This is a genomic window from Mycobacterium sp., assembly GCF_050701515.1.
Lineage (GTDB): Bacteria > Actinomycetota > Actinomycetes > Mycobacteriales > Mycobacteriaceae > Mycobacterium.
In genome coordinates, this window is the sequence record NZ_JBOGDB010000183.1 from 1 (window position 1) to 26901 (window position 26901).

General features: G+C 65.9%; 25 protein-coding genes, 1 tRNA gene and 1 rRNA gene. 3 read left to right on the forward strand and 24 right to left on the reverse strand.

What is annotated here, in order from left to right; all coding sequences use genetic code 11:
- Both ACRDU5_RS15175 and murA read right to left on the reverse strand, forming a co-directional pair.
- A 16S ribosomal RNA gene (locus ACRDU5_RS15175) occupies positions 1-322 on the reverse strand; the annotation flags it as partial.
- 311 nt (positions 323-633) lie between these two features.
- The gene (gene murA / locus ACRDU5_RS15180) at positions 634-1887 is read right to left on the reverse strand and encodes a UDP-N-acetylglucosamine 1-carboxyvinyltransferase (protein WP_526615428.1); all 1254 of its coding nucleotides are present in this window, start codon (positions 1885-1887) and stop codon (positions 634-636) included.
- 58 nt (positions 1888-1945) lie between these two features.
- Between murA and ACRDU5_RS15185 the strand changes: the two genes are divergently transcribed.
- A complete protein-coding gene (locus tag ACRDU5_RS15185) occupies positions 1946-2512 on the forward strand; it encodes a cob(I)yrinic acid a,c-diamide adenosyltransferase (protein WP_526615429.1) in 567 nt (188 codons plus the stop codon).
- Positions 2513-2552: 40 nt separating this feature from the next.
- Here the strand turns inward: ACRDU5_RS15185 and ACRDU5_RS15190 are convergent, their stop codons facing one another.
- From ACRDU5_RS15190 to fadD1, 16 genes are all read right to left on the reverse strand, one after another.
- A complete protein-coding gene (locus tag ACRDU5_RS15190; protein ID WP_526615430.1) occupies positions 2553-2999 on the reverse strand; it encodes a DUF2550 family protein in 447 nt (148 codons plus the stop codon).
- Between the two features lie 8 nt (positions 3000-3007).
- Positions 3008-3373 (reverse strand): F0F1 ATP synthase subunit epsilon, encoded by a 366-nt coding sequence (locus ACRDU5_RS15195; RefSeq protein WP_526615432.1) that lies wholly within the window; start codon positions 3371-3373, stop codon positions 3008-3010.
- Positions 3374-3375: 2 nt separating this feature from the next.
- Positions 3376-4959, reverse strand: a complete 1584-nt coding sequence (gene atpD / locus ACRDU5_RS15200; RefSeq protein ID WP_526615433.1) for a F0F1 ATP synthase subunit beta — start codon at positions 4957-4959, stop codon at positions 3376-3378.
- Positions 4960-4983: 24 nt separating this feature from the next.
- Positions 4984-5904: a F0F1 ATP synthase subunit gamma gene (locus ACRDU5_RS15205; RefSeq protein ID WP_526615435.1), complete on the reverse strand. Its 921-nt coding sequence runs from the start codon at positions 5902-5904 to the stop codon at positions 4984-4986.
- 11 nt (positions 5905-5915) lie between these two features.
- Complete coding sequence (gene atpA, locus ACRDU5_RS15210; protein ID WP_526615436.1) at positions 5916-7562, reverse strand: F0F1 ATP synthase subunit alpha; 1647 nt, start codon at positions 7560-7562, stop codon at positions 5916-5918.
- 45 nt (positions 7563-7607) lie between these two features.
- Positions 7608-8939, reverse strand: coding sequence for a F0F1 ATP synthase subunit B/delta (locus ACRDU5_RS15215; RefSeq protein WP_526615437.1), 1332 nt, complete (start codon positions 8937-8939; stop codon positions 7608-7610).
- Between the two features lie 4 nt (positions 8940-8943).
- Positions 8944-9462: a F0F1 ATP synthase subunit B gene (locus ACRDU5_RS15220; RefSeq protein WP_526615438.1), complete on the reverse strand. Its 519-nt coding sequence runs from the start codon at positions 9460-9462 to the stop codon at positions 8944-8946.
- 9 nt (positions 9463-9471) lie between these two features.
- Positions 9472-9723: a F0F1 ATP synthase subunit C gene (locus tag ACRDU5_RS15225; RefSeq protein WP_526615439.1), complete on the reverse strand. Its 252-nt coding sequence runs from the start codon at positions 9721-9723 to the stop codon at positions 9472-9474.
- Between the two features lie 62 nt (positions 9724-9785).
- Positions 9786-10541 carry a F0F1 ATP synthase subunit A gene (gene atpB / locus ACRDU5_RS15230; RefSeq protein WP_526615440.1) on the reverse strand — a complete coding sequence of 252 codons (756 nt, stop codon included), beginning with the start codon at positions 10539-10541 and terminating at the stop codon, positions 9786-9788.
- A complete protein-coding gene (locus ACRDU5_RS15235) occupies positions 10538-10993 on the reverse strand; it encodes an ATP synthase subunit I (RefSeq protein WP_526615441.1) in 456 nt (151 codons plus the stop codon). Before ACRDU5_RS15235 ends, atpB begins: the two co-directional genes overlap by 4 nt.
- Positions 10994-11237: 244 nt before the next feature.
- Positions 11238-12449 carry a glycosyltransferase family 4 protein gene (locus ACRDU5_RS15240; RefSeq protein WP_526615442.1) on the reverse strand — a complete coding sequence of 404 codons (1212 nt, stop codon included), beginning with the start codon at positions 12447-12449 and terminating at the stop codon, positions 11238-11240.
- Between the two features lie 7 nt (positions 12450-12456).
- Positions 12457-13110: an L-threonylcarbamoyladenylate synthase gene (locus ACRDU5_RS15245; protein ID WP_526615443.1), complete on the reverse strand. Its 654-nt coding sequence runs from the start codon at positions 13108-13110 to the stop codon at positions 12457-12459.
- A gap of 4 nt (positions 13111-13114) precedes the next feature.
- Complete coding sequence (prmC, locus tag ACRDU5_RS15250) at positions 13115-13957, reverse strand: peptide chain release factor N(5)-glutamine methyltransferase (protein ID WP_526615444.1); 843 nt, start codon at positions 13955-13957, stop codon at positions 13115-13117.
- Entirely contained in the window at positions 13954-15027 is a 1074-nt protein-coding gene (gene prfA, locus ACRDU5_RS15255) for a peptide chain release factor 1 (RefSeq protein ID WP_526615445.1), read from the reverse strand. The genes prmC and prfA overlap by 4 nt, the downstream gene beginning before the upstream one ends.
- A gap of 101 nt (positions 15028-15128) precedes the next feature.
- Positions 15129-15365 carry a 50S ribosomal protein L31 gene (gene rpmE, locus ACRDU5_RS15260; protein WP_526615446.1) on the reverse strand — a complete coding sequence of 79 codons (237 nt, stop codon included), beginning with the start codon at positions 15363-15365 and terminating at the stop codon, positions 15129-15131.
- Between the two features lie 176 nt (positions 15366-15541).
- Complete coding sequence (gene fadD1, locus ACRDU5_RS15265) at positions 15542-17104, reverse strand: fatty-acid--CoA ligase FadD1 (RefSeq protein WP_526615447.1); 1563 nt, start codon at positions 17102-17104, stop codon at positions 15542-15544.
- Between the two features lie 147 nt (positions 17105-17251).
- Here fadD1 and ACRDU5_RS15270 point away from each other — a divergent pair, with 147 nt between their 5' ends.
- A complete protein-coding gene (locus ACRDU5_RS15270) occupies positions 17252-17878 on the forward strand; it encodes a TetR/AcrR family transcriptional regulator (RefSeq protein ID WP_526615449.1) in 627 nt (208 codons plus the stop codon).
- A 69-nt stretch (positions 17879-17947) separates the two neighbouring features.
- Here the strand turns inward: ACRDU5_RS15270 and rho are convergent, their stop codons facing one another.
- The 6 genes from rho to argS all read right to left on the reverse strand — a co-directional run bounded on the left by rho (position 17948) and on the right by argS (position 26559).
- On the reverse strand, positions 17948-19843 hold the full coding sequence (gene rho, locus ACRDU5_RS15275) for a transcription termination factor Rho (RefSeq protein WP_526615450.1): 1896 nt from the start codon (positions 19841-19843) through the stop codon (positions 17948-17950).
- Between the two features lie 277 nt (positions 19844-20120).
- Positions 20121-21065 (reverse strand): homoserine kinase, encoded by a 945-nt coding sequence (gene thrB / locus ACRDU5_RS15280; RefSeq protein ID WP_526615451.1) that lies wholly within the window; start codon positions 21063-21065, stop codon positions 20121-20123.
- A 15-nt stretch (positions 21066-21080) separates the two neighbouring features.
- Positions 21081-22166: a threonine synthase gene (gene thrC / locus ACRDU5_RS15285; protein WP_526615452.1), complete on the reverse strand. Its 1086-nt coding sequence runs from the start codon at positions 22164-22166 to the stop codon at positions 21081-21083.
- Complete coding sequence (locus ACRDU5_RS15290; protein ID WP_526615453.1) at positions 22163-23488, reverse strand: homoserine dehydrogenase; 1326 nt, start codon at positions 23486-23488, stop codon at positions 22163-22165. Before ACRDU5_RS15290 ends, thrC begins: the two co-directional genes overlap by 4 nt.
- Before the next feature lie 3 nt (positions 23489-23491).
- On the reverse strand, positions 23492-24871 hold the full coding sequence (gene lysA / locus ACRDU5_RS15295) for a diaminopimelate decarboxylase (RefSeq protein WP_526615455.1): 1380 nt from the start codon (positions 24869-24871) through the stop codon (positions 23492-23494).
- A gap of 35 nt (positions 24872-24906) precedes the next feature.
- The gene (argS, locus tag ACRDU5_RS15300) at positions 24907-26559 is read right to left on the reverse strand and encodes an arginine--tRNA ligase (RefSeq protein WP_526615454.1); all 1653 of its coding nucleotides are present in this window, start codon (positions 26557-26559) and stop codon (positions 24907-24909) included.
- Between the two features lie 114 nt (positions 26560-26673).
- On the opposite strand from argS, the gene ACRDU5_RS15305 reads away from it, so the two are divergent.
- Positions 26674-26749, forward strand: a tRNA-Arg gene (locus ACRDU5_RS15305).
- The last annotated feature ends 152 nt before the right edge of the window (positions 26750-26901 follow it).

A 26901-nucleotide genomic window follows, 5' to 3' on the forward strand; every position in this document is an offset into this window, starting at 1 on the left:
AGTCCCAGTGTGGCCGGTCGCCCTCTCAGGCCGGCTACCCGTCGTCGCCTTGGTAGGCCATCACCCCACCAACAAGCTGATAGGCCGCGGGCCCATCCCCAGCCGCACAAGGCTTTCCACCCCACAACATGCGTCATGGAGTCATATCCGGTATTAGACCCAGTTTCCCAGGCTTATCCCAAAGTGCAGGGCAGATCACCCACGTGTTACTCACCCGTTCGCCACTCGAGTCACCCCCCGAAAGGGGCACTTTCCGTTCGACTTGCATGTGTTAAGCACGCCGCCAGCGTTCGTCCTGAGCCAGGATCAAACTCTCCAAACAAAAACCAAAAAGCAATGTTCAGAACAATCCGATCAAAGCAACCAGTATCAAACTGGCAAAAAAACCACACCCACACACGGGGCGCATGAATGCGGCAAAAAACAACAACAAACAAAAACCACCAAACACACTATTGAGTTCTCAAACAACACACCCGTTCGACAGGCAACCCTGCCACTGTACTCCAGTTGAACAAAGACGTCAAACCCCGTCCTCCAGTCGATTGGACTGGGGCCGTTGGCTTCTCAATTATAGAGTACGCCTTGTCTCGCCCGACCTAAAAGAGGGGGTGGCACGGCCCAACCGACCCGCTAGACGACCCGCTCTATTTCGGCGCCCAGACTGATCAGGTTCTCGACGAACAGCGGATAACCACGGTCGATGTGGAATACGTCGTGGACCTCGGTGTCGCCGTCGGCGACCAGGCCGGCCAGCACCAACCCGGCCCCCGCCCGGATGTCCGACGACCACACCGGCGCGCTGGACAGCTGGGGAAGGCCCCGCACCACCGCGTGATGGCCGTCGGTCCTGGCGTCGGCGCCCAGCCGGATCATCTCCTCGACAAACCGGAACCGGGCCTCGAACACGTTCTCGGTGATCATCGACGTTCCATCGGCGATGGACGCCAGCCCGATCGCCATCGGCTGCAGGTCGGTCGGGAAACCGGGGAAAGGCAGCGTGGCGACGTTGACCGCCTTGGGCCGCTCGTACTGGACGACACGGAAGCCGTCGTCGTTCTGCGTCACGGTGGCGCCGGCGTCATAGAGCTTGTGCAGGACCAGTTGGAGGTGCTGGGGATCGACCCCCGTCACCGAGATGTCCCCCCGGGTCATCGCCGCGGCGATCCCCCACGTGGCGGCGACGATGCGGTCCCCGATGACCCGATGCTCGGTGGGATGGAGTCTCTCCACACCGGTGATCGTCATCGTCGAGGAGCCGGCACCCTCGATCTGGGCGCCCATCTGGTTCAGCATCGTGCACAGATCGACGACGTCGGGCTCACGGGCGGCGTTGTGGATGGTCGTCACGCCTTCAGCCACCACCGCGGCCATCAGGATGTTCTCCGTTGCACCGACCGACGGGAATTCGAGCTGAATCTCCGCGCCGCGCAAATGATCTGCTTCGGCGACCACGCAGCCGTGCTCGATGTTGCACCGGGCGCCAAGCTGGCGCAGACCGGCCTGATGCATGTCCAACGGCCGCGACCCGATGGCGTCGCCCCCCGGCAGCGCGACCTTGGCGCGCTTGCAACGGCCGACCAGCGGCCCCAGCACGCACACCGACGCCCGGAACTGACGAACCGCAGCGAAATCCGCGTCGTACTTGGGCTCGTCGGGCGAGGTGATCCGTACGGTTGACCCGTCCAACTCCACGTTGGCACCCAGTCCCCGCAGGACCTCGGCCATCAGCGGCACGTCGAGAATGTCCGGACAGTTTGTGATCGTGCTGGTGCCTTCGGCCAATAGCGTCGCCGCCATCAGCTTCAGCACACTGTTCTTGGCTCCCCCGACAGCAACTTTGCCTGACAACCGGTTGCCGCCGGTGACCACGAAACGCTCGCTCACGCGGGTCAGTGTAAACAGCGGAATGGGCCAATGTCAGTCTGCCCGGTACGGTTTGACCATGGCAGTACATCTGACCCGCATCTACACCCGCACCGGTGACGACGGGACCACCGGATTGAGCGACTTCAGCAGGGTTTCCAAGAACGACGCACGACTCGCGGCGTATGCCGACTGCGATGAGACGAACGCCGCCGTCGGCGTGGCGGTCGCCCTGGGAAACCCGGGCCAGCAAATGCTGAACGTGCTGCGGCAGATTCAGAATGACCTGTTCGATGCCGGTGCGGACCTGTCCACCCCCGTCGTCGAGAAACCCGAGCATCCGCCGCTGCGCATCACCCAGAGCTACATCGACCGGTTGGAGTCCTGGTGCGACGAATTCAACGAGCCACTGCCGGCGTTGAATTCCTTTGTGCTGCCGGGCGGTACGCCGCTGTCGGCCCTGCTGCACGTGGCACGAACGGTGGCCCGGCGCGCGGAACGCTCGGCGTGGCATGCGGTGGACGCCTACCCCGACAGCGTCAACGTGCTGCCGGCCAAGTACCTCAACCGGCTATCCGATCTGCTGTTCATTCTGTCCCGAGTCGCCAACCCCGACGGCGACGTGTTGTGGCAACCCGGCGGATGAGCGCTTGCACGAAGACCAACGGATCTAGTTCTGCTTCCGATCAAATCGTCCGGCGTCGCGCCCGCGGCGACGGCCGCGACTCCAGCCAGGATTGAAACGCGGTGAGTGCACCGCGATCGAGCGCCACCTCATAACCCCGTCGACGTTCCGGGCTGGTGTCGCGCAGCTCCAGGATCACGATGGCGTCGGTCATGATGTCGAACTCGTCGCCGCGGGGTGATCGCCGCGACACGATATCCAGGCCCCGACGGCTCAGGCGTCGGTCGGGCCACCATCGCAGACTGGACAGCCGGTAGAACTCGGCTTCGCCACCGCGATAACGCATTACACCGTGGCGCCAGCCGTGGCCACCGACGGCGGGGAAATCGCGCAGGATCGCCGCGGTCCCACCAACCTGCCGGAGCTTCCAGAGCCGGTAACAGAGAACGATGACAACAACCAGCAGCACACCGACCAGCGCGGCCATGATCAGCATGGGCGCGCTCATTGGTGGGCCTAGTCGATCTGACCCAGGGCGCGAAGCCTGGCGCGACCCTTAGCGGCAGTCTCTGGATCGTCGGACTCGGAATCCCGCTTGGCGGCGTCGGAGTTGATTTCGGACTCGAGTTCGGCTGACTCCGCCAGGATGATCACACCGTCGTCGGTCACCGACATGAAGCCGCCGTCGACGGCGATGCGCAGATCGTCTTCGCCTTCCCGTTCGACCCGCACCATGGCGTCATCGACGAGCTGCGCCACCAACGGGATGTGGTGCGGCAGGATCCCGATCTCGCCGGAGGTGGTCCGGGTGAACAAGAAAGTGGCCTTCCCGGACCAGATTTCACGCTCGACGGCGACGATATCGACGTCCAACTCAGCCATGTCTACTCATCTTTGCCGTCGCCCTTGCCGTCGCCCTTGTCGTCGCCCTCGTCGTCGGCATCGTCCTTCGCGGCGTCGTCGTCCTTCGCGGCGTCGTCGTCGGACGCCGGAGCGCCGTCGCCTTCGCTGTCGTCCATCTTGGCGCCGAGGCTTTCGGCCTTCCTCTGCAGATCTTCCAGACCGCCGATCAGGAAGAACGCCTGCTCGGGCAGATGGTCGAACTCGCCCTTGGTCAGGTTGTCGAACGCCTCGATCGTTTCCTTCAGCGGCACCGTCGAACCCGGCTGGCCGGTGAACTGCTCGGCCGCCATCATGTTCTGCGACAGGAAGCGCTCGATGCGACGGGCCCGCTGCACCAGCTGCTTGTCTTCCTCGGACAGTTCGTCAATGCCCAGAATGGCAATGATGTCCTGAAGGTCCTTGTAGCGCTGCAGGATTCGGATGACTTCCTGTGCAACGCGGTAGTGCTCGTCGCCGACAATGCTGGGGTCCAGGATCGTCGAGCTGGATGCCAACGGGTCCACCGCCGGGAAGATGCCTTTGGAGAACACGGCGCGGCTGAGCTCGGTGGTGGCATCGAGGTGAGCGAACGTCGTCGCCGGCGCCGGGTCGGTGTAGTCGTCGGCAGGCACGTACACCGCTTGCATCGATGTGATCGACCGGCCACGGGTCGACGTGATGCGCTCCTGCAGCTCACCCATCTCGTCGGCAAGCGTGGGCTGGTAGCCCACCGCCGACGGCATGCGGCCCAGCAGCGTGGACACCTCGGAACCGGCCTGCGTGAATCGGAAGATGTTGTCGATGAACAGCAGCACGTCCTGCTCCTGTTCGTCGCGGAAGTACTCCGCCATCGTCAGACCCGACAACCCGACCCGCATACGGGTGCCGGGCGGCTCGTCCATCTGCCCGAACACCAGGGCGGTGTCCTTGAGCACATCGGCCTCCGCAAGCTCGACCCACAGGTCGTTGCCCTCACGGGTGCGCTCACCGACGCCGGCGAACACCGACGTGCCGCCGAAGTTACGTGCGATGCGGTTGATCATCTCCTGGATCAGCACCGTCTTGCCCACGCCGGCGCCGCCGAACAGCGCGATCTTGCCGCCGCGGACATACGGGGTCAGCAGGTCGACGACCTTGAGGCCCGTTTCCAGCATTTCGGTGCGCGGTTCCAGCTGGTCGAATGCCGGCGGCTTGCGGTGGATTGACCAGTGTTCGAAGTCTTTCCCGTAACCCGGATCGTCGAGGCAGTCGCCGAGGGCGTTGAACACATGCCCCTTGACGCCGTCGCCGACCGGCACCGAAATCGAGTCGCCGGTGTCGACGACCTCGACGCCACGCACCAGGCCGTCGGTTGGCTGCATCGAGATACACCGCACCAGGTTGTCGCCCAGGTGCTGCGCGACCTCCAGGGTCAGCGTCTTGGACAGCTCCTGGAAGTTGATGTCGGCGTGCAGAGCGTTGAACAGTCCCGGCACCGAGTCGCGCGGGAACTCGACGTCGACGACGGGACCGGTGACGCGCACCACCCGGCCGTTGGTGTCCTTGCCGGACTTGCGTGTTTCGCGTTCGGCGGTGGTAGCAGTCATATCTCGTTTCGCTTCCTACGGGGCTTATCGGGCGTCGGCCAACGCGTTTGCGCCGCCGACGATTTCGCTGATTTCCTGGGTGATCTGGGCCTGCCGCTCCCGGTTGGCCTCGAGCGTGAGCGCCTTGATGAGATCATCGGCGTTGTCGGTCGCCGACTTCATCGCTCGCCTTCGTGACGCCGACTCCGACGCCGCGGCCTCGAGCAGTGCGGCGTAGATACGGGTCGAGACGTAGCGCGGCAACAGTGACGAGAACAGCGTCTCCGCGTCTGGTTCGAACTCGAACAGCGTCTGCGGCCCGGTGTCTTCCTCGACGTACTCCACCACCATCGGAGCGATCCGGCGGGCCTCGGCGGTCTGCGACAACATCGACTTGAACTCGGTGAACACCAGATGCAGCTCGTCGACACCGAGAATGCCGTCGGGGCCGGGATCATCGCCCTCGTCGTCGGCGCCGGCCAGGAATGCCTCCACCAGCGTCGAGGCGATGTCGGTGGCGTGCTCGTAGGCGGGCTTCTCGGAGAACCCGGTCCACGACTCGGTCACCTTCCAGTTCCGAAACGAGTAGTAGTTGAGCGCTTTTCGCCCGACGACATACAGGATCGGCGTCTTACCTTCGCCCCGCAGCAGTGAGAACAGCTCCTCGGAGCGCCGCAACACGTTGGTGTTGTAGGCGCCGCACAGGCCGCGATCGGATGACACCACCAGCACGGCGGCGCGTTTGGGTTCGTCGCGCTCGACGAGCAGCGGATGGTCCAGCGCCGACTCGTTGGCCAGATTGGTGAGCATGGTCGTGATCTCTTCGGCGTACGGCCGTGCCGCCTCGACCCGGGCCTGCGCCTTGGCAATGCGCGACGTCGCGATCAGCTCCTGGGCCTTGGTGATCTTCTTGATCGACCCGGCGGAGCGAATCCGTCCGCGCAACTCACGCAGTGTGGCAGCCATTGGTTGGGGCCCTACTTCTTCTTCGGTGGGGGCTTGCGGACCTTCACCGATTCCTTCTCGACGTCTTCATCAGACATCGCGTCGACGTGCTCGTCGGGAACGACCGAACTGCCGTCGGTGGTTGCGAAGCCCTTCTTGAACTGGTCGATCACCTCGGTCAGCTTGTCGCTGAGCTCATCGGGGAGCGTCTTGCTGTCCCGGATCTCTTTGAGGATCTGCTCGTGGGAGGCCCGGATGTGGTCGAGCAGTTCGGCCTCGAACTTGCCGACGTCCTCAACCGGGACGGAGTCGAGGTGGCCACCCGTGCCCAGGAATATCGCCACCACCTGCTCCTCGACCGGCATCGGCCGGTTTTGCGGTTGCTTGAGCAGCTCGACCAGGCGCGCGCCGCGTTCCAGCTGCGCCTTCGATGTCGGGTCGAGGTCGGAGGCGAACGCCGCGAAGGACTCCAGTTCGCGGTATTGCGACAGATCGAGCCGCAGCGATCCGGCCACTTCCTTCATGGCTTTGATCTGGGCGGCGCCGCCGACGCGGGACACCGAGACACCGACGTTGATGGCCGGACGCACGCCCTGGTTGAACAGGTCGGTCTCCAGGAAGCACTGACCATCGGTGATCGAGATGACGTTGGTCGGGATGTAGGCCGAGATGTCGTTGGCCTTGGTCTCGATGATCGGCAGGCCGGTCAGCGAGCCGCCGCCGAGTTCGTCGGACAGCTTCGCGCACCGTTCCAGCAGCCGCGAGTGCAGGTAGAACACGTCGCCGGGATAGGCCTCGCGGCCCGGCGGCCGGCGCAGCAGCAGCGAGATGGCGCGGTAGGCCTCGGCCTGCTTGCTGAGATCGTCGAAGACGATCAGCACATGCTTGCCTTCATACATCCAGTGCTGCGCGATCGCCGAGCCGGTGTAGGGCGCAAGCCATTTGAAGCCGGCGGAGTCTGAAGCGGGGGCAGCGACGATCGTGGTGTAATCCATCGCACCGCCCTCGTCCAGGGTTTGCCGCACGCTGGCGATGGTGGTGCCCTTCTGGCCGATGGCCACGTAGACGCAGCGCACCTGCAGCTTTTCGTCGCCGGATTCCCAGTTCTGGCGTTGGTTGAGGATGGTGTCGACGCATACCGCGGTCTTGCCGGTCTTGCGGTCACCGATGATCAGCTGCCGCTGGCCGCGCCCGATCGGTGTCATCGAGTCGATGGCCTTGATGCCGGTCTGCAGCGGTTCCTTGACGCCTTGGCGCTGCACCACCGACGGCGCCTGAATCTCCAGCGGGCGACGGGTTTCGGCGTCGATGTCGCCGCGGCCGTCGATCGGTTGTCCGAGCGGGTTGACCACCCGGCCGAGGAAGGCGTCGCCGACGGGTACCGACAGAACCGAGCCGGTGCGCTTGACCTGTTGGCCCTCTTCGATGGTCTCGAAGTCACCCAGGATCACCGCGCCGATGTCGTGCTCGTCGAGGTTGAGCGCGACACCGAGCACGCCGCCGGGAAACTCCAGCAACTCCTGCGTCATCACCGAGGGCAGTCCCTCGACGTGTGCAATGCCGTCGCCGGCATCGATGACGGTGCCGATCTCCTCGCGCGCGGTGTCGGCCTCGAAGCTGGCGACATACTCTTCGATCGCACCCTGGATCTCCTCGGGTGAGATGGTCAACTCTGCCATGGCTTTTCGTCTTCCTAGTTCGTGTTGGAGGTCTGATATTCCGGGTCAGTCAGGCAAATGGGTTTCCGCCGCGGCCAGCTTTGACGCCAGCGAGCCATCGATCACCTCGTCGCCGACGGCGATCGTCAGGCCGCCCACCAGCGCCGGGTCGACGTCGAGCTGGAGCGAGACCGGGTGACCGTAGATGCGAGTGAGCAACTGGGTGAGCCGGTTCTGTTGAGCGTCACTGAGATCAGTGGCGGCACGGACGTGTGCGACCACCTCGCCGCGCCGCGACACCGCGAGTTCGGCCAAGTCGCGGACGACCTCGTCGGCCCGCTCGCCGTGCAGCAGCTCGACCGTCTGGCGCAACAGGTCGGCCGCGTTCCGGTTCGCCCTGCCGCGAAGCACGCTGTTGAGCAGGCTGATTCGGCCATCCAGTGGAGCGGTGTACTCGCTGAGTAGCGTGATCAGCCGCGGCTCCGAGTCGAGTATGCGGCTAAAGCGAAACAGCTGGTCTTCGAGGTCCTCGACCTGGTCCTCGCGTTCGGCACGGACCAACACTGCCAGGCGCGCCACGTGTTTGACGCCCAGGATCAAATCGGAGCTGGACGACCAGCGCTGCGACACAGCAGTCTTGAGAACGTCGAGTGCAGGATCGGCGACTTTGCCGGATAGCAGACTCTCGACGAGGCGCACCTTGGGGGCGGAATCGCTGGACGGATCGGCCAGGTGTCTGGCCAGCACGGTCTCCCGGTGCAACAGGGTGGCCACCGATGCGAGCTGATCGGCCAGCCGGGTCAGATCGGCGACGTCGAGGTCCCCAATGACCCGGTCGAACTGTTGAACCACACGAGCCACTGACTCACGGCTGGCGGCACGGAGTTTCGCGCTGACCGGGTCTTCGAAGACGGCTTTCGCCGGTGCCATCTCGTCCAGCTCGCCAAGAAATCGGTCCACCGTCGCGGCCTGTTCGGACGGATCGGAGACGTAGTCGCGGACCAAATCGCCTGCGCGACGGACCGACTCGGTGCCCAGGGTCTGCCGCAGCTCGCGGACGAGCTGCTGACGCAGTAGCCGAACCTGTTGTGCGCCCTGAACCTTGATGCGCTCGAGTTCGGCGTCGGCCTGGGCGCGGAGCTGCTCGCCGATCTTCTCGGCATCTTGCCGCGCCTCCTCGATCACCCTCTCGGCCTCGGCCTTGGCTTCTTCCAGCGCCTTGGCGTGCTCGGCGTCGGCGTCGGCCACCTTCTGCTCCGCCTCGGCATGCTCGGCGAGCTGGGTGCGGACGGTCTCCTGCTGGTTCTTCATCATGTTACGAACCGGTGGCACAACGTATTTCCAAAGCAGGAAGACGATGACCGCAAAGCCGGCGAGCTGTCCGATGAACGTCGACATGCTGCTACCGTTCCCGTCCCATTGTCACCGGCACCGTGCGGGTGGTCACATCGACGCCCAGCACTCGGCCGGCCAGGCTCGCCGAGAGGGTCTCTACCGACGCCTGCAGTTCCGTCGTGACCTCCCGCGCCTGCGCGTTCAGCTCTTCCTGGGCCCGCTGCAATATCCCTGATACCTCCGCGCTGGCCCTGGCCCGCGCGTCTTCGACGATCTGGCGTCCGTCGGCACGCGCCGCCTCGCGGATGCCCGTCGCCTCGCGGCGCGCCTGCGCCATCACCCGCAGGTAGTCGGCCTCGGCGGCAGCTCGCAGTTCGGCTGCGCGCCGATTGTCCTCGGTGGTCTTAGTGACCATCGCCGCGCGCTCGCGCAGCACCTTACTGATCGGCGGGACAACCCATTTGCCGATCACGCCGAGCACGATCAGGAAGATGATCAGCACGGCGAAGAAGGTGCCGTTGGGGATGAGGAAGTTGCTGGTGCCACCTCCCTCTGCCGCCAGGACGGTAACGCTTGCGTCGATCATCGCAGTGAACTAACCCGCCGAAATAGGGGTGGCGAACACGAACAGCGCCATGAACGCCAGGTTGATGAAGTACGCCGCCTCGACCAGACCGACAGTGATGAAGAACGGAGTGAACAGTCGGCCCTGCGCCTCCGGCTGGCGCGCGATTCCGTGAATCAGTGCGTTACCCGCGATGCCGTCACCGACGCCGGCGCCGATTGCGCCGCCAGCCATGATCAGTCCACCGCCGATGAGTGCGCCGGCAGCGATAGTGGGATCCATTCCTTATCCTCCTTGATAACTGGTAGGCCGTCCTACCAGGCTTTGCGGCAAGTACTGGTGCACTAGTGGTGCTCCTCTTCCAGCTCCATCGACTGGCTGAAGTACAAGATCGTCAGCAGCGCGAAGATGAACGCCTGGATCGCGCCGACGAACAAGTCGAAGCTCTTCCAGATCGCGTTGGGCGCCCACATGATCCACGGCGGGAACAGCGCGATCAGCGCGACCAGGATGCCGCCGGCGAAGATGTTGCCAAAAAGTCGGAGTGACAACGAGATCGGCTTGGCGATCTCCTCGACCAGGTTGATCGGCGCAAGGAATGCGACGTGTCCCTTCAGCACCTTCACCGGGTGCCCGACGATGCCGCGGCGCCAGAAGCCGGCCAGGTGGTAGCAGACGAACACGAACAACGCGAGCGCCAGCACGAAGTTGATATCGGCGGCCGCCGGTTTGAGCAGCTCGTGGGTGGCGCCGGTCGAGTCGGCGTACTGAACCGGCAGCACGGCAAGCCAGTTCGCAACCAGGATGAACACGAACAGCGTCACCGCAAGCGGCAGCACGAAGGGCGCAATCCGCATGCCGATCGCGGTTTCGATCTGGTTGCGCAGCTGAACCGTGATCGTTTCCCAGAACAGCTGCACGCCATTCGGGACCCCAGTCGATGTGACCTTGGCGCGCAGGAAGAATGCCAGTCCGATCACGATCACCGCCGCGATCGCGGTCGACAACACCGTGTCGGTGTTGACGGTGAGCCCGAACCAGTGTGCCTCGGTGTGATGGCCGACCTCGATGGCGGCTTCGGCGAGGATTGTCTCGGTCATTGCTTCCTGGCCTCCCCTTCGAGTCCGCCTGTGCTTGCCGGACTACCGGCCCGCAGTTTCTTCATCACCGGCAGTGCCGTCGAAATCACCAGCACCACTTGGAACAGGGCCATGCCGAACACCACGCCGAGGCCCTGGGGCCGGAAGATGTACGCGATCGTCAGTCCGATCACCGTCATCATCAGGAGTCGGGTGGCAGAGTTGAGCGCCATGTTCCGCTTCAGCGGGTGGTCCTGCGCGGTGATGGACTCCACCGACCGCTGCACCAACAGTGCGTTGAGCAAACCAAGCGCGAGCCCGATGCCGAAGAAAACGCCGACCATGACGTGACCGAGCAGTCCGGCCGCCAGAGTTGCTAGCCCGGCAAGCGCGACACAGATTGCGAGCAGGCGCAGAGGCCGGAAAGCCACGGACGGAAACACCAACGGCGCGCCTTGCGCTGGCGTCGTCACGGCGTCACCTCAATCCCGCGGTCACGAGGAGCTGCTGAATGATCCCAAAGTTTCTGTGCGTGGCCCGCCGAGCGTATCGGACGGCGCGGGGCGCGCTGGAATCACCCAAGGGGCAGCTCCCTTTGTCGGTCTAAATCGGCGCCGACGGCGGTCAGCCGTCGATGCCGGTGGCCGGCAACCCGCGAGGTTTCTTCGGGTTCTAGCTGCACCGTACCACATGGTTAGAGGCATAAACGGGGTACTACTACTTTTCGTCGTACAGACCCTCGTAGTCCTCTTCCCGACTACGCAACGGCGGGACCAAGGTGACCACGATCGCGACCAGAATTGCGGCCAACATGACCCCGCCGGTGTAGCGGGGGTCGAAGAAAATCGTGCTTGCGGCACCCAGCGCGACGATGCCCACCCACAGGTAGATCAGCAGCACCACCCGCCGGTGCGAATGGCCGATCTGCAACAGCCGGTGGTGCAGATGCATCTTGTCGGGGCTGAACGGGCTGCGACCGGCACGGGTGCGCCGGACGATAGCCAGCAACATGTCGAGCGCGGGCACGAACATCACGGCGACCACCAACAGGAACGGTGACAGCAGCGCAAAGACATCGCGGGCGCCGTAGGCGGTCTGCGAGATCGGGCCGGCCGCAGTGGTGGAGGCCGCCCCCAGCATGAGGCCGATCAGCATCGACCCGGAGTCGCCCATGAAGACCCGGGCGCGGTGGAAGTTGTGTGGCAGGAAACCCAGACACGCGCCGGCGAGTACCACCGAGATCACCGCGGGCGGGTAGAACAACACATCGCCACCGTGGTCGCGCAGCAGCCCGATGGAAAAGATCGTGATGGCCAGCGCGGTGATCAGACCCAGTCCGGCGGCCAGGCCGTCGAGACCGTCGACGAAGTTCATCGCGTTGACGATCGCGACCGTCAGCGCCAGCGTCAGCAGGATCGATGACACCTGGTCGAGCACGATGGTGCCGACGCCGCCGATCGGGATGTACAGCACGCTCCACGCCACGCCCATCGTCACCAGCACGCTGGCGGCGGTGATCTGGCCGGCGAACTTCGTCAGCGCGTCCAGGCCCCATTTGTCGTCGATCAGGCCGATCGCCATAATGAGCCCGCCGGCGACGACCACGGCGGGCATCCCCGAGGAGTAGACGAAGCCCCGGGTGAGCGCGGGCAGCTGGGACGCCAGCAGGACGGCCGCCACCACCCCGACATACATGGCCAGCCCGCCCATCCGCGGGGTTGGCTGCAGATGAACGTCGCGTTCGCGCGGATAGGCCACCGCGCCGAGCCTGGTGGCCAGTACGCGCACCCACCCCGTCGCGAAGTAGGTGATGATCGCCGCGGTGAGGCCGACCAGGGCCAACTCACGCAGTGGGACACCAGCGCCGCGATCCGACAACGCCAGCAGGCTGTCCGCTGCGGTTACCACCGGTGAACCGTACTGCAACAACCTGAGCTCAATCCGTCAGCGTCGCCGGGTCCACCGCGAGAACCTTTGCGATCGCGTCGGCACTGACCGGACCCGTGCGCAGGATGCGGGGTGAAGCGCCGGTGAGGTCGACGATGGTGGAGGCCGCCTGCTGAGCTGACGGTCCGGCGTCGAGATAGACCTCGACCAGATCGCCGAGTTGGTGACGGGCCTCGTCAACGGTGACGGCCGCGTGCTGGCCGGAGATGTTGGCGCTCGACACCGCCATCGGCCCCACCTCGCGCAGCACCTCGAGCGCCACCGGGTGCAACGGCATGCGCAGCATGACGGTGCCCGCCGCGTCGCCGAGATCCCATTGCAGTGACGGCGCCTGCTGCACCACCAGGCTCAGCGCACCTGGCCAGAACGCGCGAATCAACTCGCGCGCGGCGTTGGGCACCGTGTAAACCAGGCCCTCGATGGTGTGCCACGACCCCACCAGCACTGGGACGGGCATGTCACGGCCCCTGCCCTTCGCAGACAGCAACGCCGCGACCGCGGTGTTGTCGAAGGCGTCGGCACCGATGCCGTAGACGGTGTCGGTAGGCAGCACGACGAGTCGGCCGCCTTTGACCGCGCCGATCGCCGAAGCGATTCCGGTCGCGCGCGTCTCGGCATCGGAGCAGTCGAACACCTCTGTCATGAGTTCAGCCTCGCCCCCGGCGTGTGGCGGTGACGAATCGGGGCCGGCCGGTCAGATCGCAATGCGGGGCCACGACATCGAACTGTCTTGTCGCCTCGAACAATTCGACGACGCGCGCCGACGTGGTGTCATCGTGCTCGACGGCACATCGGCCGCCGGCTCGCAGCCAGCGGGAGGCCAATGCGACGATCGGGCCAATGACGGCCATCCCGTCCGGCCCGCCGAACAGGGCGTGCGGTGGATCGTGTTCGGCCACTTCGGGTTCCAGCGTCGCGCCGTCGGGTATGTAGGGCGGGTTGGCGACGACGAGGTCGACCGCGCCATCGAGCTCGGGCAACAGCCCGGGCTGTGTGACGTCGGCGCGGATCAGGTCGACCGGCGTTCCGGCCACGTTGCGCCGAGCGTAATCGAGCGCATTCTCGGCGTCGTCAACGGCGATGATGCGGGCGCTGGGCCAGTGCTTCGACAGTGCGAGCGCAAGCGCCCCGGAGCCGCTGCACAGGTCGACGATGACCGGACGTTGCGACACTGGTTGCGCGAGCGCCCATTCCAGCATCGATTCGGTTTCCGGTCGCGGGATGAACACACCAGGGCCGACCTGCACGGTCACCGGACCGAACGCCGCGGCGCCGGTGAGATGTTGCAGCGGCACCCGCCGCAAGCGTGCGGCGATCAGGTCGTCATACCGATCGAGGAATTCGGGGTGCACGTCGGCGAAGGCCAGGCGTCCGCGGTCGGTACCGGCCGCGTGGGCGGCCAGGAGTTCGGCATCGGCGAGCGGCGATCCGACCCCCGCCTCGGCCAGCGCCACCGCGGCGGCGTCGATCACCTGGCGCAGACGAATCATGCCTGCTGCAACCGCGATTGCTTGTCGGCGGCGGCCAATGCGTCGAATAGCGGGTCGAGGTCGCCGTCGAGCACCTGGTCGAGGTTGTGCGCTTTGTAATTGATCCGGTGATCGGCGATCCGGTTCTCCGGAAAGTTATAGGTGCGGATGCGCTCGCTGCGGTCCACCGTGCGGATCTGGCTGGCCCGGTCGGCGGACGCGTTGGCCAGCGCCTGTTCTTCGGCCATCGACTGCAGCCGCGCGGCGAGCACTTGTAGCGCGCGCGTCTTGTTCTGCAGCTGCGATCGTTCGTTCTGGCAGGTGACAACGATCCCGGTGGGCAGGTGCGTGATGCGTACCGCCGAATCGGTGGTGTTGACGCCCTGACCGCCCTTGCCGGATGACCGGTACACGTCGATGCGCAGATCCGACTCGTCGATCTCCACCTGGCCGACCTCCTCCGGCTCGGGGTAGACGAGCACCCCGGCCGCCGAGGTGTGCACACGGCCCTGTGACTCGGTGACCGGGACCCGTTGGACGCGGTGCACTCCGCCTTCGAACTTCAGCCGCGACCAGACACCGTCGGCCGAATCGCCCTTGCCGGCGATCGACAGCGTCGCGTCCTTGTACCCGCCGAGATCGGAGGTCGTCTCGTCGAGCATCGTGACGGTCCAGCCGTGCCGCTCGGCGTACCGGATGTACATGCGAGCCAGGTCGGCGGCGAAGAGCGCCGATTCCTCGCCACCCTCGCCGGACTTCACCTCCAAGACGATGTCATCGGCGTCGTGCGGGTCGCGCGGCGCCAGCATGTCGGTCAACTGGGTGTCGAGTTCTTCGACGCGGGCCTCGAGTTCGGGCACCTCGGCGGCGAATGATTCGTCGTCGGCGGAAAATTCGCGCGCCGTTTCCAGGTCACCGCGCGCGGCTTCCAGTTTGTGGTGGATCGCCACGATCGGCGCCAACTGCGCGAACCTTCGCCCCACCTTGCGGGCCTTGACGGCGTCGGAGTGCAGGTTCGGGTCCGCAAGCTGACGTTCGAGGTCGGCATGCTCGGAGAGCACCGCATCAATCGCCGGTGCGGTATCCGTCACGTCGCCCTCCTTCCCCGAAACGCACTCCGTTCATTTCTTCGCTAAACGCGAAGCGACGCCCGGCCTGCGCTCGCGCGACAGATCGGGCGTCAGCAAGGTAGCTATTTGTCGTCGGTGCCTTTTTCAGCGGCCTTGCGCTTGCCGTAGCGCTTCTCGAACCGCGCGACGCGACCGCCGCTGTCGAGTATCTTCTGCTTGCCGGTATAGAACGGGTGGCACTGCGAGCAGACCTCGACGTGGATCTGTCCGCTTTTCTTGGTGCTGCGCGTGGTGAAGGTGTTTCCGCAGCCGCAGTGCACGGTGGTCTCGACGTAGTCAGGGTGAATACCCGATTTCATGGTGTCCTCTTCGTTCGAACAGGGGGTCTGGCAGTCAATTATGCCAGGTCAACCGCCAGCAGCCTAAACGCAACGGCGGCCACCCCTATTCCATCTGAGAGATCGAGCGTGGGGCCTATGGACCTTTTCTGGCATGTTTCCGTACCTAGCCCCCACGCTCGGCGTTGTGCAGACCGTCACCGGTAGCGGGTGTCGTCGCGCTTCCACAGCACTCCGCCCTGCGGCGTTGGGCCCTGGGCGACCAACTCTCGCTTGAGGATCTTGTTGGTCGCGGTCGTCGGTAGGTCATCGGCGATCCAGACGTAGCGTGGCCACGCCTTGGGTGACAGGTCGGGCTGGGCGGCGAGGAACTCCCCGAACGCGTCCGGCGACAGCTCGGCGCCTTCGCGCAGCACCACGGCCGCCATGATCTGATCGCCCACGGACTCGTCCGGGACCGGGTAGACCGCGACTCGGTTGATTACCGGCAGCCGTATCAACACGCGCTCGATCGGCGCGGCGGTGAGGTTCTCGCCGTCGACCCGCATCCAGTCGGCGGTGCGGCCGGCGAAGTAGATCCACCCGTCGGCGTCGCGGTAGGCCAGATCCCCCGACCAGTACATGCCGTGCCGCAACCGCTGATCGGTTGCCGCGTGGTCTTTGTAATAGCCGCGGAAGAGCCCGCCGCCGGTGGTGTTGACCAACTCACCGACGGCCGCCTCCTTGTTGAGCAGCTTGCCGCTCTGATCGAACACCGCCGGCGCGCACTCTTGGACCGTCTCCGGGTCGTAGATCGCCACCCCGGGGTAGCCCTTGCCGATGGACCCCGGCGGGCAGCCATCTTCGCGGGTGATGATGACCGCGTTCTCGGTGGACCCGAACCCGTCCCAGACGATGCAGTCGAGCCGCCGGCTGAACTCCGCGATGTCCCGGTCGCTGGCCTCGTTGCCGAATGCGACGCGCAGCGGGTTGTCGTGGTCGTCGGGCCGTTCCGGGGTGGCCAGGATGTAGGCCAGCGGCTTCCCGACATAGTTCATGAAGGTCACGCCGTGGCGGCGGACGTCATCCAGGAAGCGCGAGGCCGAGAACACCGTGGGCACCATCGCCGCGCCGGTGACCAGAGCGACGCCCCAGCCCGCGTAGATGCCGTTGGAATGGAACAGCGGCATGGACAGGTAGCAGACGTCGGATGCCGTAATCGAAAACCGTTCGGCCAGTGCGTTTCCCGCAAAGATCGGCATCATGTGCTGGACCTGCACCGCCTTCGGTTCGCCGCTGGTTCCCGAGGTGAAGATCATCACGAAGGTGTCATCCGGGCCGACCTCGCGGTGCGGTTTCAATTCCTTCGGATCGACAGTCAGTGCCGCCCATTCCGGGCTGGAGGTGTCGAGGATCCGGACGCCCGGCAGTTCGACACCGTCGAGCAGATACCGATGCGCGGCATCGGTGATCACCATCTGACAGTCCACCAACGCGATGTCGCGGGCCAGGCCGGCGCCGCGCCGGGTGTTGTTGATGCCGCACAGCACGTAGCCGCCCAGTGCGGCCGCGGCCAACGCGGTCAGCATTTCTGGGGTGTTGGCGAGTAGCACTCCGACGTGCAACGGCCGGCTCGCATCGGCGATGCCGATCAGCGCGGCGGCCTGAGCACGCGCCTCGGCGACGTGTTCGCGCCACGTCCAGCTCCGGTCCCCGTACTCCACCGCCACGGTGTCCTGATCGGCCCGCTCGCAAAGCACCTGCTGGAGTGTGTCCGCCATGCTCACCTCGGTCGCTCGTTACCAGTGAACAGATTTGCGAATCTGTCTACCATTCTCGGCCTGGCGGCGGATAGTATCCGCCTGCCACTTGACAGAATGCTCTGATCACGCCCGCCGGGGCGAACAAAACGACGAGGAGACCACCGGGTGACCAGCAGCACGGCCGCAAGGAGTGTCCGCGATCGCCTGATCGATGCGGCAGAAGTGTGTCTGCGCGCCAAGGGAATTCGGTCGACCACGGTTTCCGAGGTCGCCGAGGTGGCCCGGGTGTCCCGGGGCTGGCTGTACCGGCATTTCCCGGATAAGGCGTCGCTGCTGGGTGCGGCAATCGTCCGGCTCAACGAGGCCTACTGGTCAGAGGCGCACGCGATGCTCGAACGCGTGGAGGGCCTCGACCAGCAGATCGCCGCGGGCGTGGTGCACGGCCGGTCCGCATACGACGAGCCCGGCGCGCTGCTGATGAAGCTGCGGATGGAAGAGCCCGAGGAGTTCGCGGCGTGCGCCGGCGCCGGTGTACAGGGACTGGTGCCCGACCTGGCGGAGTTCTGGCGGCGCTATCTCGTCACCGCACGCGATCGCGGCGAGATAGCACCGGACGTCGACCTGACCGAAGCGTCGGAATGGGTGGCCCGCGTGCTGCTATCGCTGGCCACCGTGCCCGGCGACACGCTGGACCCGAGCGATCTCGGTGCGGTGCGTGCGCACGTCCGGCGCTACGTGATGCCCGGGCTACGGGCCGATCCGGCCTGGGCCCCCGCGCCAACTGGGGACTGATAATGCCGAACAGACGCACAAGCCCCCAACACGCCGAGCGTGCGGGGACTTCTGCGTCTTCTCGCGAGGTTAGTCGGCGTCGTCCATCGAGGCCGGGGCGGTCTTGGAGACCTGTACCAGGAACTCGTAGTTGTTCTTCGTTTTGCGCAGCTGGTTCATCAGCAGGTCGATGGCCTGGTGCGAGTCCAGACCCGACAGCACGCGGCGCAGCTTGTGCACGATGCCGAACTCCTCCTTGGACAGCAGCAGTTCGTCCTTACGGGTGCCGGACGGGTTGACGTCGACGGCCGGGAAGACGCGCCGCTCGGAGATCTTGCGATCGAGCTTGAGCTCGGCGTTACCGGTGCCCTTGAACTCCTCGAAGATCACCGTGTCACCGGTCGACCCGGTCTCGACCATGGCGGTCGCGACGATGGTCAGCGAGCCGCCTTCCTCGATGTTGCGGGCCGCGCCGAGGAACCGCTTGGGCGGATACAGCGCGGTGGAGTCCACACCACCGGACAGGATCCGGCCAGACGCAGGTGATGCGTTGTTGTACGCGCGGCCCAGCCGGGTGATCGAGTCGAGCAGCACGATCACGTCCTTGCCCTGCTCGACCAGGCGCTTGGCCCGCTCGATCGCCAGTTCGGCGGCCTGAGTGTGGTCGGACGGCGGACGGTCGAAGGTCGAGGCGATGACCTCACCCTTCACCGAGCGCTGCATGTCGGTGACCTCTTCGGGTCGTTCGTCGACGAGCACCACCATCAGGTGGCATTCCGGGTTGTTCTGGGTGACCCCGTTGGCGATGTCCTGCAGGATCGTGGTCTTGCCCGCCTTGGGCGGCGACACGATCAACGCACGCTGGCCCTTGCCGATCGGCATGATCAGGTCGATGACGCGGGTGGTGAGCCGCTCGGTCGTGGTCTCCAGGCGCAGCCGCTCGTTCGGGTACAGCGGGGTCAGTTTGGTGAAGTCCGGGCGCTTCTTGGCGTCCTCGACGGAACCCCCGTTAACGGTATCGAGGCGGACCAGCGGATTGAACTTCTGCCGCTGGTTGGGCTGCTCGCCGTCCTTCGGCACCCGCACCGCGCCGGTGATCGCGTCGCCGCGGCGCAGGCCGTTCTTGCGCACCATATTCATCGACACGTAGACGTCGTTGGGGCCGGCGAGGTAGCCAGATGTGCGGACGAACGCGTAGTTGTCCAGCACGTCGAGGATGCCGGCGACGGGCTGCACGACATCGTCCTCACGCAGTTCGGTGTCGCCGCCGTCGCCACCGGCACGGTCGCCGCGGCGCCTGCGGTCGCGGTCGCGGAACCGGCGGCCGCGCCGACCCTGACGGCCTTCGCCGTCGTCGTCGCTCCGGCCCTGCTGGTCACCGCCGCCCTGCTTGGTATCCGGCTTGGTGTCCTGCTGGTTCTTGCCCTTGCCCTTGCCCTGGCCGGTGTCGTCCTTGCCGTCCTGGTTGCGGTCCTGCTTGTTCCGCTCCGAGCCGCCGGAAGCGCCAGGCTCGCGGGAGGCGCCGCGACGCTCACGACGCTGCTGGCCCTGCTGCTCGCCGGCCTCGGACGTGGTGTCATCTTTGGTCGCGGTTTGGGTGCCGTTCTCGGCAGGCGTCGAACCGCCATCGCTGGAGTCCTCGCTCTTCGCGCCGGGCTTGATGTCGGGCTCACCCCGGCGCTCACGAATGGCGGCGATGAGTTCGCTCTTACGCATTCCCGAAGCGCCTTTGACGCCGACCTCATTGGCCAGCGCGCGCAGTTCGGGCAGAACCATGGTCGACAGCGAACTCGGCGAGGCATCCGTCGTTACGTCTGCCGTCGGTGTCGTATCTGCTGCCGTAGGTGTGGTGTCTGCGGCCGGCGCTGCGGTTGGCGCGTCAGCGGCCGCAGCAGGTGAGTCTTCTGATTTCACGGTGTCTGGCAGCTCAACGTTTTCGGCGTTTTCGGGGCTGCCACCAGCCGTGACGAGGTCCGTTTCAGTCACGGATTTCCTTTCCTTCCCCCGCTGATTTCGTCAAGCGGGGGTTCGTTGCACTCAGCCGAAAGGCTGACTGCGAAGCTGCCACCGTCGAATCTGCAACGGTGATGGCCGGGATTCGCGGCGATATGGCGAACCGTCATCCACGAGAAGAATTTGGTGGTCGTCCTAGTGTCGGCGCAGGCAAAGCCATGCGATTGCTGGACGACAGCGAGGATATCCCGGTTCGGTGCTGGAAAGCAAGAAACGCGGTGATTCGCGTGTGACTTGTGATGCGAACAAGTCAACTCCGAACGGCCACGCCTGACGTCCACCGCACTCCGTCACCGACGGAGATCTCGCTGACTGCGAACCCATTCGCGGCGCCGTACTCCAGAACTTCTGGGGGCAGATCCGGCCGTGACGTCAAGGCGATAATCGCAGGTCCAGCGCCGGAAAGCACCGCTGCAATGCCATAACGCCGCAGCAGGCGCAGGTATTCCGCGGATGCCGGCATGGCGGCGGCACGCTGCGGCTGGTGCAGGACATCCTCGGTTGCCTCGATCAGCAGATCGGGCCGCTCGGTCAACGCCACCACCAGCAGCGCCGCCCGGCTCACGTTGAACCGGGCGTCGGCGTGACTGACCGCCTCGGGCAGCAGCACCCGCGTCTCGGCCGTCAACGACTTCTGCTCGGGGATCGCCGGGAAGAGATGGATGTCGGGGTGCAGCCGCAGCGCCGCCGCCACATAACGCGGCCGGGCCCCGCCGCCTTCCGTCCACGACACCACCGCTCCCCCGAGCACCGCGGCCGAAGCGTTGTCCGGATGCCCCTCGAACTCCGAGGACAGCTGGATCAGCTGCGCTTCGGTCATCGGCGTCGAACCGGCTTGTCCGACAAGTCCGTTCACCGCGGCCAGCCCGCCGACCGCGGCAGCCGCAGACGAGCCGAGGCCGCGTGAATGCGGGATGTCGTTGCGGCAGCGGACATTCAGACCTGAGGCACGCATTCCGACGGCACGCAGCCCGTGCTCGATGGCCCGCACCACAAGGTGCGACGAATCCAGCGGCACCTGCCCGGCGCCTTCACCCTCGACCGCGACGGTAAGCCCGGATTCGGTTGTCTCGACGAATATTTCGTCATATAAGCTCAGCGCCAGACCGAGACTGTCGAACCCGGGGCCCAGGTTCGCACTGGACGCCGCGACAACACTGGTTGCCGTCAGCCCGGCCGGCAGAGTCTGGGTCACTGACAATCCACCCTGCTAGACCAGTCCCAGCTTGGCCACCACCGCGACCGGATCGACCGGAAGCGGAGTGACGGTCGGCATGTCTTTGAGCGCGGTGTCCGGGTCCTTCAGACCGTTACCGGTGACGGTGCACACCACCGTCGAGCCGCGCCGTATCCAGCCGTCCTCGACCGACTTGAGCAGCCCGGCGATGCTCGCCGCGGACGCCGGCTCGACGAACACGCCCTCGGCCGCTGCGACCAGGTGATACGCGGCGAGGATCTCCTCGTCGGTGGCCGCCAGGAAACGGCCCTTGGATTGCTGCTGGGCGTCGACCGCCGACGTCCACGACGCCGGCGAGCCGATGCGAATCGCGGTGGCGATGGTTTCGGGTTCCTTCACCGGTTCGCCAAGCACCAGCGGCGCCGCGCCGGCGGCCTGGGTGCCCAGCATCCGGGGCAGCCGGTCGGACAGCCCGTCGTGGTGATATTCGGTGTAACCCTTCCAGTATGCGGTGATGTTGCCGGCATTACCGACCGGCAAGGCATGCACGTCCGGAGCGGTGCCGAGCGCGTCGATGATCTCGAATGCCGCGGTCTTCTGGCCTTCAATGCGGTACGGGTTGACCGAGTTGACCAACGAGATGGTCGGGAAGTCCGCGGCCATCTTGCGGGCCAGTTCCAGGCAGTCGTCGAAATTGCCGTCGATCTGGATGATCTGGGCGCCGTGCATGACGGCCTGGGCCAGCTTGCCCATCGCGATCTTGCCCTGCGGGATCAGCACCGCGCAGGTGATGCCGGCGCGGGCGGCGTATGCGGCCGCCGACGCGGAGGTGTTGCCCGTCGACGCGCACAGCACGGCCTGCTGGCCGTGGGCCAGCGCTTCGGTGACGGCCACCGTCATGCCGCGGTCCTTGAACGAGCCGGTCGGATTCAGCCCCTCGACCTTCAGATGCACCGTGCAGCCGGTGCGCTCGGATAGCTGCTTGGCGTGGATCAGCGGGGTTCCGCCTTCGAGCAGCGTGATCGGTGTCCAGTCGTCTTCGACCGGCAGCCGGTCGCGGTAGGCAGCGATCAGGCCCCGCCACGGCTGGTGGACGGTCCCAGCGCGTGCCGTGCTCATTCGCTGGTTCCCTCCAGTCGAAGCACGCTGTTCACGTTTTGCACCACATCGAGGTCGGCCAGCGCGGCGACGGTGTCCGACAGCGCCGCGTCGGTGGCCTGGTGGGTGACCACCACGATCCGTGCGCCACACCGCTGGCCACCCTCGTCAACCATGCCCTCCTGACGGACCTCGGCGATACTGACCTCACGTTTGGCGAATTCGGCTGCCACAGCGGACAATACGCCGGGCCGGTCGGCGACGTTCATGCTGACGTAGTAGCGGGTGGGGATGAAGCCGATCGGTGCGATCGGCAGCTTGGCGTACTTGGATTCCCGCGGACCACGCCCGCCCTGCACCCGGTTGCGCGCTGCCATCACCAGATCTCCCATCACTGCCGAGGCGGTCGGCGTTCCCCCGGCGCCCTGACCGTAGAACATCAGCCGCCCGGCGGCCTCGGCCTCCACCACCACGGCGTTGAACGCCCCGTTGACAGCGGCCAGCGGATGCGTCAACGGCACCAGCGCGGGATACACCCGGGCCGAAATCCGTTGCTGACCTTCGTCGTTGGTGAGTCGCTCACAGATGGAGAGCAGCTTGATGGTGCATCCGAGCGCGCGAGCCGACGCGAAGTCGGCGGGCGTCACCTTGGTGATGCCCTCGCGGTAGACGTCGTCGGCGGTCACCCGGGTGTGGAACGCGATGGAGGCCAGAATCGCGGCCTTGGCCGCCGCGTCGTATCCCTCGACGTCGGCGGTCGGATCTGCCTCGGCGTAGCCCAGCGCGCTGGCGTCCGCCAAAGCATCGGCGTAGTCGGCGCCGGTGGAATCCATCTCCGAGAGGATGTAGTTGGTGGTGCCGTTGACGATGCCGGCCACCCTCAGCACGGTGTCACCGGCCAGCGACTGGGTGAGCGGGCGGATGACCGGGATGGCACCGGCCACCGCGGCCTCGAAGTACAGGTCGACATGGGCATGTTCGGCGGCCTGCGCCAATTCGCCGGTGGACTGGGCCATCAGGGCCTTGTTGGCGGTGACGACGGATTTACCCTGCTCCAGCGCGCCCAGGATCGCCTTGCGGGCCGGTTCGACAGGCCCCATCACCTCGACGACGACGTCGACGTCGTCGCGGGAGACCAGCTCGTCGATGTCGTTGGTGAGCATCTCGATCGGCACGCCACGGTCGGCGGCCACCCGTCGCACGGCAATGCCGCGAAGCACCAGCGGGGCGCCGATGCGGGCGGTCAGGTCGATTGCGCTGTCCTCGATGATGCGCACTACCTGGCTGCCGACATTGCCCAGCCCTAACACCGCGACGCCGATCGGCTTCTCGTCATTACTCACGGCTTACCTCACTTCCAAGCTCAGCAGGTCGTCGACCGTCTCCCGGCGCAGAATCAGGCGGGTCCGCCCATCGCGCACGGCCACCACCGCGGGGCGGCCGATCAGGTTGTAACGGCTCGACATGGAATAACAGTATGCGCCCGTGGCCGCGACGCCCAGCAGGTCACCCGGTTGCACGTCATCGGATACCCACGCATCGCGCACGACGATATCGCCACTCTCGCAATGCTTTCCGACGATGCGGCCCAGGGTCGCCGGTGCGTCGCTGGTGCGGGAGATCAATCGCACGTCGTACTCGGCGCCGTAGAGCGAGGTCCGGATGTTGTCGCTCATGCCACCGTCGACGCTGACGTAGCGTCGGTGTGCGCTGGGGCTGACTGCAACGTCTTTGACGGTGCCGACCCGATACAGGGTGATGGTGCCGGGACCGGCGATCGCGCGTCCAGGCTCGACCACCAACCTGGGTGTGGGAAGTCCGACCAACTCCGACTCGTTGCGCACGATGGCGCCGAGCTTGGCGGCGAGATCCTGCACCGGCGGCGGATCGTCTTGCGGCAGATACGAAATGCCAAGGCCCCCGCCGAGATCAACGGTGCCGATCTGCGCGGTCTTCTCAACGCCGAATTCCGCGACCACGTCGCGCAACAGGCCGATCACCCGATGGGCGGCGATCTCGAAGCCGGCGACGTCGAATATCTGCGAGCCGATATGGCTGTGTAGGCCGACCAAGCGCAGGTGGTCGGTGGCGAACACCCGGCGAACCGCGGCCATCGCGGCACCACCGGCCAGCGACAGCCCGAACTTCTGGTCCTCGTGCGCGGTAGAGATGAACTCATGGGTGTGCGCCTCGACACCGACCGTCACCCGCACCAGCACGTCTTGCACCACACCGGCGCCTCCCGCGATCTCGTCCAGCCTCTCGATCTCGGTCATCGAGTCCAGCACGATGTGGCCGACGCCGGATTTCACCGCGGCCGTCAGCTCTTCGACGGATTTGTTGTTGCCGTGCAGCGCGATTCGCTCGGCCGGAAAGCCGGCGTGCAGTGCAACAGCGAGCTCTCCCCCGCTGCATACGTCCAACGCCAGACCTTCCCCGTCAATCCAACGCGCCACCTCGGTGCACAGGAACGCCTTGGCGGCGTAGCGGATGTTCTGGCCGCCGCCGAATGCCGCGGCGATGTCGCGGCAGCGCGACCGGAAGTCGTCCTCGTCGATGACGAAGACCGGCGTGCCGAACTCGTCGGCGATGTCTGTCACCTTCACACCCGCGATCGAAACCACGCCGTCTTCGCCGCGAACCGTGTTGCGCGGCCACACGTTCGGGGCAAGCGCCAGCACCTCCTTCGGCGACTGCGGGCGCGGTGGAGCGCCGCCGTGGTGGATTTCCTCGGCGTGCCGGGGACCGGCGGGATGGGCGATCACATTCGCTCCGGAGCGGTGACACCAAGAATTCCCAGTCCGTTCTCGATGACTTGGCGGGTGGCCTGGCACAGCGCCAGACGCGCCGTGTGCAGTTCGTTGGGCTCTTCGTCGCCCTGCGGCAGCACGCGGCACGAGTCGTAGAACCGGTGATAGTCACCGGCCAGGTCCTCCAGATAGCGGGACACCCGGTGCGGTTCGCGCAACGACGCGGCGGACTTCAGCACGCGCGGGAACTCGCCGATGTTGCGGATCAGCGTGCCCTCCTTCTCGTGCGTGAGCAACTCGAGGTGGGAGGTGTCGGGGATGAGGCCGAGCGCGGCGGCATTGCGGGCCAACGCGGAGAGCCGGGCGTGCGCGTATTGCACGTAGTACACCGGGTTTTCGGCCGATGCCGACGACCACAGCGCGAGGTCGATGTCGATGGGGGTGTCGACGGACGACCGGATCAGGGAGTACCGGGCGGCGTCGACTCCGATCGCCTCGACCAGGTCGTCGAGCGTGATGACGGTGCCCGCGCGCTTGCTCATCCGGACCGGCTGCCCGTCGCGGACGAGGTTGACCATCTGTCCGATCAGCACCTCAACCGTGGCCGGATCTTCACCCAGGGCGGCGGCAATGGACTTGAGCCGGGCGATGTAGCCGTGGTGGTCGGCGCCGAGCATGTAGATGCACAGGTCGAACCCGCGCTCACGCTTGTCCAGGTAATACGCGATGTCCGCGGCGACATAGGCCGGGGCACCGCCGCTCTTGATGACGACGCGATCCTTGTCGTCACCGAAGTCGGTGGTGCGCAACCAGACTGCGCCATTCTTCTCATAGACACTGCCAGCTTCGCGAAGCTTCGCGATGGCCTGTTCGACCCGGCCGCTGGTATGCATCGAGTCTTCGTGCGTGTAGACGTCGAAGTCGGTGCCGAAGTCGTGCAGCGACTGCTTGATGTGGGTGAACATCAGGTCCACCCCGATCGAGCGGAACGTCTCGCGCATCTCGTCGTCGGGAAGGCCCAGCGCGTCGGGCTCCTTCGCGAGCACCTGCGCGGCGATGTCGGCGATGTAGTCGCCCGCGTAGCCGTCGTCGGGGGTCGGCTCGCCCTTCGCGCCGGCGATCAGCGAGTTGGTGAACCGGTCGATTTGGGCGCCATGGTCGTTGAAGTAGTACTCCCGCACCACCTCGGCGCCCTGCGTGGACAGCAGCCGTCCGAGCGCGTCGCCGACGGCGGCCCAGCGGGTGCCGCCGATGTGGATCGGGCCGGTCGGGTTGGCCGATACGAACTCCAGGTTGATCTTCTGGCCGCCGAGCGCGTCGGAGTGGCCATAGTCCTTGCCTGCGTCGATGACGTTGTTGACGATGACGCCCTGGGCCGAGGCCTCCAGCCGCAGGTTGACGAAGCCGGGCCCGGCCACGTCGGCCGATGCGATGCCGTCGGCCGCCGCGAGTGCCCCCGCCAGCCATCCGGCCAGCTCACGGGGGTTGACGCCGACCTTCTTGCCGAGCTGCAACGCCAGGTTGGTGGCGTAATCGCCGTGCTCGGGATTGCGCGGCCGCTCGACGGTGACGGTCGCCGGCAGCGCTGCGGCGTCGAGATCGTGCTCGGCCATCACCGCGGCGGCGGTGATCTTGAGCAGCTCGGCCAGGTCGGCGGGGGTCATGAGGGTCCATCCTATGGTCTGAGGTGGTCAGGCCCCGAATCCATTCCATTGGACTGACGATCGCCGCGATGAGTTAGTCTGTGCACGCCCAACGGCGCAGTCAGTTCAGCACGCGCCCCCGTAGCTCAGGGGATAGAGCGTCTGCCTCCGGAGCAGAAGGCCGCAGGTTCGAATCCTGTCGGGGGCACCATTGTCGGGGGCACCATTGTCGGGGGCACCATCCTGACCAGCAGTTTCACCGAATCACGCGGTCAGTGCAGGCCCGGGGACGGATTCGGTGTCACGAGGATGTCACAACTGCTCCCAAACTCTTCCCGGCGTCGATCAGCACGGTGTCTTGGG